This is a genomic window from Microcoleus sp. D3_18a_C4 (genome assembly GCF_036702415.1).
GTDB lineage: Bacteria > Cyanobacteriota > Cyanobacteriia > Cyanobacteriales > Microcoleaceae > Microcoleus.
The window spans coordinates 89,498-101,973 of record NZ_JAUBTI010000002.1; the positions used below are offsets into that span (position 1 = coordinate 89,498).

At 45.3% G+C, this 12,476-nt stretch carries 10 protein-coding genes; 5 read left to right on the forward strand and 5 right to left on the reverse strand.

Annotated features, from left to right (window positions below; genetic code table 11):
* Nucleotides 1–39: 39 nt before the first annotated feature.
* A complete protein-coding gene (gene aroA / locus QUB16_RS01500; protein WP_333313522.1) occupies nucleotides 40–1,395 on the reverse strand; it encodes a 3-phosphoshikimate 1-carboxyvinyltransferase in 1,356 nt (451 codons plus the stop codon).
* 427 nt (nucleotides 1,396–1,822) lie between these two features.
* On the opposite strand from aroA, the gene QUB16_RS01505 reads away from it, so the two are divergent.
* Entirely contained in the window at nucleotides 1,823–2,326 is a 504-nt protein-coding gene (locus tag QUB16_RS01505) for a hypothetical protein (protein ID WP_333313524.1), read from the forward strand.
* Between the two features lie 117 nt (nucleotides 2,327–2,443).
* On the opposite strand, the gene QUB16_RS01510 is transcribed toward QUB16_RS01505, so the two are convergent.
* Nucleotides 2,444–2,923 carry a hypothetical protein gene (locus tag QUB16_RS01510; RefSeq protein WP_333224042.1) on the reverse strand — a complete coding sequence of 160 codons (480 nt, stop codon included), beginning with the start codon at nucleotides 2,921–2,923 and terminating at the stop codon, nucleotides 2,444–2,446.
* Nucleotides 2,924–3,202: 279 nt separating this feature from the next.
* On the opposite strand from QUB16_RS01510, the gene QUB16_RS01515 reads away from it, so the two are divergent.
* From QUB16_RS01515 to QUB16_RS01525, 3 genes are all read left to right on the forward strand, one after another.
* The gene (locus QUB16_RS01515; protein ID WP_333313526.1) at nucleotides 3,203–3,880 is read left to right on the forward strand and encodes a hypothetical protein; all 678 of its coding nucleotides are present in this window, start codon (nucleotides 3,203–3,205) and stop codon (nucleotides 3,878–3,880) included.
* 405 nt (nucleotides 3,881–4,285) lie between these two features.
* Nucleotides 4,286–4,585 (forward strand): putative quinol monooxygenase, encoded by a 300-nt coding sequence (locus tag QUB16_RS01520; protein ID WP_333313528.1) that lies wholly within the window; start codon nucleotides 4,286–4,288, stop codon nucleotides 4,583–4,585.
* Nucleotides 4,586–4,952: 367 nt separating this feature from the next.
* Nucleotides 4,953–5,756 (forward strand): MOSC domain-containing protein, encoded by an 804-nt coding sequence (locus QUB16_RS01525; RefSeq protein WP_333313530.1) that lies wholly within the window; start codon nucleotides 4,953–4,955, stop codon nucleotides 5,754–5,756.
* 89 nt (nucleotides 5,757–5,845) lie between these two features.
* On the opposite strand, the gene QUB16_RS01530 is transcribed toward QUB16_RS01525, so the two are convergent.
* The 3 genes from QUB16_RS01530 to QUB16_RS01540 all read right to left on the reverse strand — a co-directional run bounded on the left by QUB16_RS01530 (nucleotide 5,846) and on the right by QUB16_RS01540 (nucleotide 9,394).
* A complete protein-coding gene (locus QUB16_RS01530; RefSeq protein ID WP_333313532.1) occupies nucleotides 5,846–6,736 on the reverse strand; it encodes a Uma2 family endonuclease in 891 nt (296 codons plus the stop codon).
* A gap of 40 nt (nucleotides 6,737–6,776) precedes the next feature.
* On the reverse strand, nucleotides 6,777–7,646 hold the full coding sequence (locus tag QUB16_RS01535; protein ID WP_333313534.1) for a calcium-binding protein: 870 nt from the start codon (nucleotides 7,644–7,646) through the stop codon (nucleotides 6,777–6,779).
* A 74-nt stretch (nucleotides 7,647–7,720) separates the two neighbouring features.
* Entirely contained in the window at nucleotides 7,721–9,394 is a 1,674-nt protein-coding gene (locus tag QUB16_RS01540) for a methyltransferase domain-containing protein (protein ID WP_333313536.1), read from the reverse strand.
* 470 nt (nucleotides 9,395–9,864) lie between these two features.
* On the opposite strand from QUB16_RS01540, the gene QUB16_RS01545 reads away from it, so the two are divergent.
* Nucleotides 9,865–12,476: glycosyltransferase (locus QUB16_RS01545; RefSeq protein ID WP_333313538.1), on the forward strand; the 2,612-nt coding region annotated here is incomplete at its 3' end.

Below are 12,476 nucleotides of genomic sequence, written 5' to 3' on the forward strand. Positions count from 1 at the left end.
TGCCCTGTTTTGCCAATGCTCAATGCCCTATACCCGCTCTCAATTTGGATGGCAAACTTGTTGCAAAGTGGCGGTAAAGTCGGGGTAGGAAATGGCAGCGGCTTCTGCCCGGTGAATGTTAGTAATACCTGTGGCGTTGAGCGCTGCGATCGCCAAACTCATCGCTATTCGGTGGTCGGTGTAGCTGTCAACATCCGCGCCGGTCAAAGGAGTTCCCCCGGTAATTTCTAAACCGTCGGGTAACTCGGAAATTTGGGCTCCCATGCGGTTGAGTTCTGCAGCAGTCACGGCCAGCCGATCGCTCTCTTTGACCCGCAACTCGGCCGCATCTCGAATTATTGTAGTACCGGACGCAAAGATCGCCGCTACCGCCAAAATCGGGATTTCGTCAATCAGTCGGGGAATTAAGTCGCCAGCAATGGTGCATCCCCGCAATTGGCCGGAACTGCGAACCAAAATATCCGCTACCGGTTCCCCAGCCGCCTCTCGCTGATTTTGCAGTTCAATGTCGGCGCCCATCATCTCCAAAGCTTCCAAAATGCCTGTACGAGTGGGGTTGACGCCGACATTTTCGACTACGAGCTCGGAACCGGGGACGATCGCCCCAGCAACTAGCCAAAATGCGGCCGAACTAATATCCCCCGGTACAATCACATTCTGCCCTTGCAGTTGTGTCGGCCCAGTGACTGTCACGCTGCAAGTTTCTGGATCGACGCTCAATTGGGCTCCAAACGCTCGCAGCATCCGCTCGCTGTGATCCCGCGACAGAGCGGGTTCTGTGACTGTAGTTTCTCCGCTTGCCATCAAACCGGCGAGCAATATGCAAGATTTAACTTGAGCCGAGGCGATCGGAGAATGGTAGTGAATCGGTTTTAACTGCTGTCCCAGTATCCCTAAAGGAGCTAAAGAATTACTTTTTCGTCCCCAAATTTGCGCTCCCATTTGTTGCAGCGGTTTAATGACGCGCGACATGGGGCGCGATCGCAGAGAACTGTCACCCGTTACCGCATAAAAACGGCCCGGATGAGAGGCTAAAATTCCCAACATCAGCCGCATCGTCGTGCCGGAATTGCCAGCGTCCAAGACTTCTACAGGCTCCTCTAACTCGCCAATTCCGACGCCCCGGACCCTCACCCGTTCCGCGTTGAGTTCAGAAACTTTGGCTCCCAAGAGCGAGAAACATTTAGCAGTGCTGCGGGGGTCTTCTCCTAGAAGTAGTCCCTCAATAGTAGTTTCACCTTGGGCGATCGCACCCAACATCAAAGCTCGGTGAGAAATCGACTTATCGCCGGGAACTCGAATCCTCCCCACCAGCGACAAGCCCGAGGCCGGTTTTTGAATGCTTAAAGTTTGGTTTTTGTCAAGAAGCGTAGTAGTTATAATGTCAGCTTGCATTGAGATAAACTAGGATTAGATGGCGTTAGCTATCCTACCTTTTTCTCAGTCCTAAGTTAGTCGTCTTTTGTACGGCCTGCGGGTTTTTTCCCAATGTGTCCGGTTAACTTAAAGCCTGATTAAACTCGTCCGGAGACTCCGCTGTCAGTTCTCGATGACACGGGAGTGCGGACGCAACGGCACGGATTTCACATTAATTTCACAAATATTATCCGTGTATCTGCTTAGATTTCATCTCCTGCTCTCAGTTATCGACCCGATGATTGAAGTTTGACTGAACAATTTTAGATTTTCGATTGCGAGTTGTAGATTTTTCATTTTTTTAAGCAAAAGCTCCGGAATTTGGAACCCAGCCCATCTAAAATCTAAAGTCTCAAATCTCAAATCTCAAACCGCCCGATCCACCACAACTCCTAAACTTTTATTTATGCTGACCCATCACCGCAAGCCTGTAAGTTTATCGCTGGTATCCACAGATTTACCTTTGTGGTCAGTCGTTGAAACCGCTGCTACGGTTTATCAAAAAGACCAGGATCGCTTTCACTTGTTGCTGCACGAACCAGCAATAATCGAGCGCGAATTTTCCGACGGCTCCGACCAATCTGCCGAGCAAGTTACAATCTTGCCCCCAACTACAAAACCCCGGTTGCTCTGGTTAGAAGTTTCGCCCTATCGAGTCATTATGACCATGCAAGGAAACGGCAAATACAGTTACCGCCACTGCTGGGAACGAGGAATGTACGGCCTGAGCCGTTATTGGCTTCAGGGCGAATCCTTGGCGACTCCCGAACAGTTGCGACTCCGCAACTTCACCCGCAACTTGACGCTGACAGGAAAGCCGGAACCCGGACACTTGCGGTTAGAATATGAGTTGTGGTCGGAGAAAGTACAACTCGGTCGCTATATTTTGAATCTAGAAATTCATCACTAAATTGGGTAATTGCAAAGGGGTAGATAGTAGGTGAAGGCGACGCATTCCTCCAATTCATTCACCCCCGTGGGTTGTTGGGGTTTGCGTGACCATCTCAAAACTCAAAACTCTTAGCCTTTAGCGATCGCCCTTACAATAATTAATCAGTTTGCTAGTCAAAGCGTCTTGATTGGCGGCTGCTTGATTCGCCTGTTGGCCGGCTCTAATAATATCTGCTTGAGCTGTTTTGATTTGCTCTCGACCTTCTATACTTGTAGAAGCGAGATTTCCAGCCTGAAGACTTTTGCTTATGTCGCCGAGTGCTTGACTAATTTCCTGGAAGGATTTAACCGATGGCTCCTGAATTTCTTTGAGGGTGGGATCTGTTATTCGCAGATTTTCAATTTCTTTTGCTATCAGGTTCAAATTTTTAGCTAAGTTGTCGGTCGTGGCAGCATCGTTGCTGTCTTTATCAACATCAATGAGAGCGTTGCCTTTGTTGACAATTTCAGTAAATTTAGTACACTGGATAGCTCGGCTATTGCTGCAACTAATCGTCAGCGTACAGCAAGCAACAACTATCAGCAGGATGGCAATCTGTTTGCGAAAAAAGTACATGAACCCTCGGTTGCAAAAAAAGTAGATTCTGGGATTTTGTCGTAGAGTGCGTCACTCGATTTTCGATTTTCGATTTTCGATTTTCGATTTACTTGCGACATTGAATCAAAGGAGCTCGAACTTTGGTCTAAAATTAGGGATTGTCCACAAGGCGAGTGTACGCGGCACAGTATCCGTTTTTGGGTGTGTCAGCGATTAGCCGATATATCGACTGTCGAACAACTTTCGCGGCATTCAAACACGCTCTACTAAGCTAAACTACGTACCTGTTTAGGAACTATGGTCAAAAACAGCAATAACCTAAAGAAGGGAAGCATTTGGGGATATCTTACCCTGCTTTTGCCTATTTCCTTGACGGCGGTTGCCAGTTTCGAGTCGGGAAGGATGTTTTGGGCGATCGCCACCACAGCGGGCATTGCTTGGGCTTACAAGCTCTATCAGCAGCAGCAAAAACACAAACTCGCTCATTTAGACTCGGTTTTCTACAAGTTGATCAAGGAAAATCAAGGGCGAGTTACGGCTTTGGATTTGGCGATGAATGCAAAACTGCCCGGAGAAAAGGTTCAAGAGTATCTCGACGAACGAGCCTCTGAGTTTGCCGCGGATTTTGAGGTGACGGAACAAGGCGGAATTTTGTATTATTTTCAAATAGCTCCAACTGTCAATCAAAGCGAAACAGCTAATGCGGCAATAGCTGTTCAAGAGCCTCCCACAAATCGGGAAAAAACACAAGAGAAAAAACCAAATTTATTCCCCATTGCTCAAACCAAGACTCCTCAAAAGCCCAAAATCTCTTTTACCCAGACGGAACTATCTCGCAGGTTCAAAGTTCACGCAACTACGATCGGCAAGTGGAAACTTAAGCCGGAGTTTGCTCAGTGGAGCCGCGAAAAAGACCCGGAGGATATCGCCTGGGAATATTCTACAGAAAACAAGCGATTTTATCCCAAAGATTGAGTGCCTCCGGTATTTACCAAAATATCTCAAGAAACCCGGTTTATACCACGCTCTGCGGTTGCTAACGGAGAATTTGGCAAGAAACCGGGTTTCTGAGACTTGAGTGCGTCCAGGACTGATTTTACTGCGGTTGACCGAAAGCATCCAGGATACCCGCCACGTGATTCATTCCGAAAGCAGACTCAGAACCCAGAAATAAAAAACCTGTATCCGATGAAACTTGCCGAACGTATTTATCTCGCGCAAGTCAATGCTGCAATTCTTTAATCTAAAATCTAAAATCTAAAATCTAAAATCGATTGACCGCGCGATCTCTTTAGGTTATTTTAAGTAAGATCGTCTTTTGCTGAGTTTGCCAAGTAAAAATCGGTAAGTTCGATCGTCATATCTGTTTCTTTTTCTCCTATGTCCAAAACAACCTTGCGAGTAGTCGCCCGCCTCGCCGCCTTTCCCGACAAAGTAGCAGAACTTAAATCTCTGCTGCTGAGCATTATAGAACCAACTCGCAAAGAAAAAGGCTGCATCAAATACGAACTCCTGCAAAATCAAGCCGATCCCACAGATTTTACCTATGTTGAAGAGTGGGAAAGTGCTGATTTGCTGGAACTACATCTCGGTTCAACTCACATTCAAGCCGCAGTGCAGAAATTAGACGGTTTGGCCGTTGGGCCTCCCGATATCCGCCGCTATGAATTGCTAGCTTAATCGGGTTTTTATAGCAATTTGATTAATGTTTGTGAATTAGCTTCTATTTCTCCAAAGTTTGCGGGGAACCCTACATATATAGGTTCTGCGTAAGTCCAATTCTACTCACATCTTGCACTATTCTCGCTGAACAGGCAAGATGCCTGTTCCACAAAGAGTAGATTTTCTTGTGGAACAGGCATCTTGCCTGTTCAAAAAAAAATTATTGACAAGGGTGCAAGATCTCAGATTCTACTAACTTCGGAACAGGCAAGATGCCTGTTCCACAAAGAGTAGATTTTCTTGTGGAACAGGCATCTTGCCTGTTCAAAAAAGGATTATTGACAAGGGTGCAAGATATTAAATTTTACTAACTTCGGAAAAATTTATGACATTAGCAACAATAAAACAGTTATTTATTTATCCAATTAAAGGGCTGACACCGCAAGAAATGTCGGAGTTTGCTTTAACAGAAGGACACGGAATTAAGGGTGATCGAGCTTTTGCCTTAATGTTTGCAGATAATCTGGAAGCTGCAAAGATGCCAGCCCAAAATATGCCTTGGATGAGCAAAAAAAATTTTGCTGTCCAAAACGATTGGCCTTTGTTAGCAGCTTTAGAATGTGATTATCAACCGGAAACGGCCGTTTTAACAGTCAAGCGTGAAGGAGTTGCAGTGTTATCTGCAGAAACGAACACAGCAGCGGGGCGCGATCGCATTGGCAGTTTTTTCACCGAATATTTGGCAGCAATTGAACCCACAAAAGAAGCGAGACACCCGCAGTTTGCACCTTTGCAATTAGTCGGCGACACCAGCGGCGAAACTCGTTATCCCGATCGAGAACCCGTACACATTTCTTTACTCAGTCAAGCCACATTAGACCAATTAACAGAAATCGCTCTTCAAAACATTGACGTGGGCCGATTTCGCCCGAACATTGTGCTAGAAGGCATGGAAGCTTGGTCAGAATTTGAGTTGATCGGAAAACAGTTTCAATTAGGCACGGCGCTCATAGAAGTTACAGCACGAATCGGTCGCTGTGTCAATATAGAAGTGAATCCAGAAACAGGCGATCGGGATATTTCCTTACTCAGTTTACTGCAAAAGGAATTCGGTCACGCACAAACTGGAGTTTTAGCCAAAATTATCAACAGCGGCACAGTTAAAATCGGCGATGTTTTGACTTCTTGAGGACTCTCGTACTCCGACAAAAGAAACCGGGTTTTTGACCGAATCTCCCGGTTTCTCGGCCCCTGTAAATAAATCCTAAAAAAGCGACATCAAGATGGTGAATACTGGGTAACTTCCTCTACCGATAAACTCAGCGCCCCAGCCACTTGCTCTGTATTCAATCCCATTGCCAACAATCTAGGGATGGCATCCCGCCGTGCTTGCGCTTCTGTATTAGCTCGTTGCTGTTCGACATCAGCCCGTTGCTGTTCGACATCAGCCCGTTGCTGTTCGACAACAGCTCGTTGCTGTTCGACAACAGCTCGTTCTGTACCTGTCAGCAGCAAATTGCCCTCGCTGTCCCACCACCGCAGCCACAGCAGTGTCTGGTTTTGATAACTACCTTGCCACAGTCCTAATTCTACGCCCATTGGCGCGATCGGATAATGACCGCGATCGTTCGGAAGCAACAGTTGATAAGACCCATTGTTCAGACTGTAAACTTCCAGCCTGCCACTATTAATCTCATAGATGCCATAAAACGGAATCCGCATGATCCGCTCATATACCCAAAACTTCCCAGGCCTTTGCGTCGCTCCAACTTCCGAGTACGATAGTGGCGTTGTGTCCCGCTCATCTAAACCATCTCCTGATGCGAACTCCAAAGCAATCATCGGAGCCATGAATTCCCGCCACAGCACGTAAGAGCGGCGGATCTGATTTCCTAGTGTTGGTGGCACATTCGGCACGTAGAACCAGTCTGGAGCTTCTGCTCCCTTTTCAAGCGGGTCAGTTTCTCGCCAATAGATGCCACAGTCTTGCCCTATAGCATATTGTCCATCGGGATGAAGCCCTTGCAACACCGACCCGATCGAATCAGTCAAAATAATACTCTGGGGATGCTCCTGAAAATTCTTCACAAAAGTGCCGTCTTCCTCTGGCAGTTGAGTGTGGTCGGGAAAAGGAGAGGGAAGGACAATTTTTTCGGTTGCCTGAGTCATGCGACCTCTCAAATATTGCAGCTTACCTGAATATCTTAACTCATTCTGCTTCCGGCACCCTCACCTTATTACCAATCAAGTTCAGAAAACTCGTTCCAAAATGTTGAATCTCCAAAAAATTAGCATAAGCAGGAGTTGACTTGTAAACTCTAAAAGTCCGCATAATTCCTAAAGTCGCCGCGCTTTCCAGCGGGCCGATAAAGCTAGTATCCCTATCCAAAAAATGAGACTGCTTAGCCCAGTGTGCCATCTGTTCCGCATTCAAAAAATAGCAGCCGGAATGAGGATTCAACGCCCGCTCAAAAGCGATTTTTTGTTCCATGATTTTTCCCGTTAACTGCCGCTGCTCCTCTACATTTTGAAACGGAGAAGTCGCTGAGTCTGCTAAATCACCATCAACATATGCTTTAAAAACCGCGCCTTTAGGCGCTATTTCATAGCGATTCGGTTGCAGCAAATTCCCATTTCCTCCGTGATGCGTAAACCACTTTAATTTACTAAAAAACCACGGATCATGTAGAACTAAATCATCTTCCAAATAACAGAAATAATCGTATTTGTTAAGACACGCTCGCAAAACTGCTTGACACTCAAACCCCAAAAGCAGCGGTTCGCATTTGGTAGCGTGGTGCATAAAACATCTGGGCTGCACTGGCAGTTGAGGCAACAGATGATAACCTTGAGTAGTGCAAACAACAATGTCAATTTCGTGCTGTTGAGATTGATTGGCTGGGATAGTTGCACATTCGCTAATGTCAATCATGGACTGAGATTTGCCGTACAAGGCTTGCAGCGATGTCACGCAAGCGGTTAAAGCATTTAGTCGTGGTTGCGGATCATTTCGCTGGGAAGCGTGTTTCCCGTCGCCGCTGGGATTGTAAAAGTGAGCAATAGTGAATAGAATTCGCATTGGTGTGGAGTAACAATTAGAAATTAAACAATAAAACAGAACGATCGCACAATAGCCTATAAATCTTACCGCACTTAGTCACCAAATAACTCCGGCAGGCGATCGCGCAGTTCAGCATTTAAACGTGGCAACTCGTCGCGCATCTGTAAGTACCAATCTCGGCGCTGCCGGTAGTGCCCGCACAGTAAGCGGTTGTCCCGCACCCATTCGTAAGCATTCGCGGCTATTTTCCGGCGCCGAGAAGTGTCAGAAATCAGGGAATTGAGTTTGGTTTCAAACTCTTTTTCATATCTATAAATCACTCCTGTTTCACCTTCGACAATCGAATGTTCGTACACAGTGGGACTTGCCAGCACCACTACTCCCCGCGCTGCACATTCAATAAATTTTAAGTCGGATTTAGTTTCGTTAACCGGGTTGGCAACAAGCGGGAGCAAAGCTATATCACAACTGTACATAATTTCTTGATACCGTTCGTAACTGCAAAATGGTTCAAATTCTTTTTGCTGTATTTTTAATGAGTCAAAAAATTTTCGGTCGTGGATTACTTTAACTCGAATCCGGTGTTTGTGTGCGAGTAAAACTCGATTGAGTGCTGCCATAATCGGCTGCCAATCTTTTTCGCGGTTGAGTGCACCAAAAAAAATTGTGACTGTATCTTCTGTCGGATAAATTCGCGCCGGAGGTAGATAAGCTAAGTGATTGGGAAATACAGCCACATTTGGATTGTATTGGCGCAAAATTTTGGCGAGGGGTTCTGTAGAAGTTTGAACGCAGTGACAGCCGCGATAGCTGAGGTAATTATTATCTGCATATTCGCGGCGACGAATGGGATTATCGTCAATTTCAGCTACTATTAAATAGCCTTGTTTAAGCAGTTCTTTGAGTTGGGGAATATAGCCGGGATATTGCATGATTGTCCGCTGCCAGATAAAGACTTTTTCTTCTTCCGGCAGCGGCGGAATTAATTCTGCTGTTTTCACGGCGGATACGGTGCGGACACCGGGAATTGTAGCGCTAAATTTGTCCGGTTCCAAAACTCGCACGCGATCGCACCCTGTAGGAGCCATAATGATAGTCTGAATCAGCAGTCTGCGCGCAGGTACGGTCGATTTGGTCGATCGCACGATATAATGTTCAGCACCGGTTTCCGTAGCAAAACTGCTCGATGTTAGCTCTAAAGCCTTTACCATAGGATGCAGTAATTCCTGAAACTGAACAAAATTTTCAGTTTTGTGTCCCTTCCCTTGAAATTCATAAACCTGCAATCCGGCTTGAGCAAATAGTGATTTAATACTTTCTAGGGTAAACCAGTGCTGCATCTTGTTGTCGGGATTTTCCCACTGTCCCCGCAACAGATTGACAATTCGCCGCCAGTATTGAACATTAGGGATTCTAGCGAGAATTTGCCCCTCTGGATTCAGCAAAGCACTGTACTGCTTGAGCACTTCCCAAGGGTTTTTGAGATAGGGTAGCAAGTCACCAAAAACCAAACAATCGACGGTTCCTGGGGCGATGTCGAGACTTTCGAGAGCAATTTCTTCAATATCGGCTACCGTCACCCAGTTTAGCCGATCGACTGCAATTTTAGCTTTTTCTCGATCGCATTCAATGCCAATATACTGACAATGGGGATTGATCAGCTTGTACTGTTCGCCCGTCGAACCCGTACCGCAGCCAATTTCAACAATGACTTTAGCATCCGGCGGTAGCAGCTTCAAGAGGTCGTGGTTGACGCGATCGATCACTTTCTCTAAAATTCCTGATTAGTTTATCGTAAAATAAAACAGAGCAACCCATGCCGACAGACAACCAGCCGAAGGTTAGCATTGCGATGCCAGTATACAATGGCGATCGGCACATTTGTCAAGCACCCAATTTTCTGTTGCCAACTCTTTCTTTTCCCTCTCTTCTCTTCCTCTGCGTTCTCGGCGCCCTCTGCGGTTCATTTAAGCTGTTCTGCATTTAAATTGTCTGTCAAAAAACAATCTAACTCTTGTGGGGTGGGCGTCCCGCCCGCCCTGAATATGCAATTTAAAGGCGCGACAGCTTAATCTTATTCACCCATCCTGCAATTATTGCTATATCTTAGCAAATATTGAGCAAAATTATAATTTATTCTTAACCCATATCCTCATTTAACGCGATTGAGGAGTTCCATTAATTCTGCTTTTTCCCCAATAATCAACACAACAATTTGCTAAATACATTAGAAACTATGAAGCCTAATCTAGGAATGAACATCGCCGGCTACATCAACGGCGAATTTGGCATAGGAGAAGGTGTCAGAGCAAACATCAGAGCCGCCGAAGCCGCCGGGATTCCCTTCGTCATCAACAATTTTACCCGCAGTCCCCACCGCAAGAAAGACACCACCTATCAAAATTTTAGCCAAGATAATCCCTATCCCGTAAACTTAATTCAAGTCAACGCCGATGAAGTTGCAACCTTTATCAAACATACAGGTTCCAGCTATTTTGAAAACAAATACAATATCGGCTTTTGGGCTTGGGAACTTCCCGCATTTCCCCCTGAATGGCAGCCAGCATTTAATCACTTTCACGAAATATGGACTTACAGCAACTATTGCGCCGAGGCAATTTCTGCACTTGCGCCCATTCCCGTCATCAAAATCATGCCTAGTATTGCTCTTCCCGCACCTTCCCTGAAAAGAGAAGCACTGAATTTACCTAAAAATAAATTTATTTTCTTGTTTGTATTCGACTTTTCCAGCCGCATCGAGCGCAAAAATACTTTAGCGACAATTCAAGCATTTAAACAAGCTTTTGGGGAAGATAAAAGCGTATTATTGGTCATCAAATCTTCTAATTCCAACCAATTTTCAGCGGCGCAAGCATCCTTAAACTCAACCATAGCAAATAATTCTAACATCAAACATCTAGACGGCTATTTGTCCAAAAATAAACTTAACGGTTTGCTATACAATTGCGACTGTTATGTATCCCTGCACCGCTGCGAAGGATTTGGCTTAACAATGGCTGAAGCCATGTTTTACGGCAAACCCGTAATTGCCACCGGCTATTCATCAAATACAGAATTTATGAATTTCGGCAACAGCTATTTAGTCAAGTATAAGTTAATCCCAATTGAGAAAGATTGCGGGCCTTACAAAAAAGGCAATGTTTGGGCCGAAGCGGATGTGGAACACGCTGCTGATTTAATGCGGCACGTCTTTAACAATTACCGGGAAGCTCAACAAATTGGAGCGATAGCTGCTGATGAAATTAAGACTTTACTGAATCCGCAAGCTGTCGGGAGAAAAATTCAAAACCGTCTCGAATATATTGCCGAAAATACAGATAATTTCAAAAGCTTGGAGCGCGGAATACGGAAAAAGTTCTCTCAGGGGGCGACAGTAAAAAATGCACCACCTTTAGTTAGTATTTGTATTCCGACATACAACGGAGAAGCATTTATTGGGGAAGCAATTCAAAGTGCTTTGGCCCAAACCTACCCTAACATAGAACTGATTATATCCGACGACGGCTCCACAGACCGCACAATTGCGATCGCCCAATCATTCCAATCACAAACCTCAGTCGATTTCCGCATCATACTGCACCGCAACTACGGCTTATCACAAAACTGGAATTTTTGCATATCCCAAGCAAAAGGTCAATACATTAAATTTCTCTTTCAAGACGACTTGCTCGCACCAGAATGTATTGAAAAAATGGTCGCAATCGCCCAACCCAACCCCAAAATAGGTATGGTTTTCTCCCCGCGCGGCATCACCATAGCTGAAGATGAATCTAACCCGATTTTGCGGATAGCTTCCCAATCAATTAAAGATTTGCATAAAAGTTGGTCTAATTTAAAATCTATTCAACCCGGAAAAGAATTACTGGCAGATACTAAGTGCTTGAGCAACCCCATCAACAAAATTGGCGAACCGAGTACCGTCTTAATTGCCGCGCGAGTCTTTGAAGAAATAGGATTATTTGATTCGGGATTATCTCAGTATGTAGACTTAGATATGTGGTGGCGAATCATGGGGAACTATCACATCGGATTTGTAGACGAAAAACTGTCCTCCCTGCGGATTCATCCCGAACAACAAACTTGGAAAAACTTCGCGGCTGGGGAAAATCATAAGGATGTAGTCAGATTTTACAAAAAACTCCTAAATAGTCCTGATTACAGTTTCCTGAATCAACAAATCAAACAGACCATCCGCCAAAAGCTGGCATTGAGAACCCAGCCGAGTTTATCGGAATTGTCAGCAATGCTCGATCAATACAAGAAATTCCCCTCAAAACAGCCTCTTCTCGCGCTGCGCCCCTACCGCCAACAGCTAGCTGAATATTGGCTGAATTTGCCAGCGGAAAAATTAGAAACTGCTTACTCGAAAGACATGGGGAAAGCTCATAAATTGCTACTAGATAGCGGTATCAAAAATGAAACTTTAACTGAGTCAGAACAAAGTTTTGTCCAGCAGTTATCCTCGAAACTTGCTGAAGGAGGGGAAATTGCCGAGAAGATTGAATATCTCCTCGCAGCGATGCTGTACTGCGACGCTTATCAGTTGCCACTTGATTATAACAATGCAGCGATTCCCCAGTGGTTTTTTGACGATTTTCTGAAATTCCTATTTCAGTCGCCGAATTATTTTAAACTGAGATGTGGGGCCATTGTCAAGAACGGGCAAGATGCCCGTTCCACACAAGATGAATTTTCTAGTGGAACAGGCATCTTGCCTGTTAGTTCCACACAAGATGAATTTTCTGGTGGAACAGGCATCTTGCCTGTTGCTTCCACACAAGATGAATTTTCTGGTGGAACAGGCATCTTGCCTGTTAGTTCCACAAC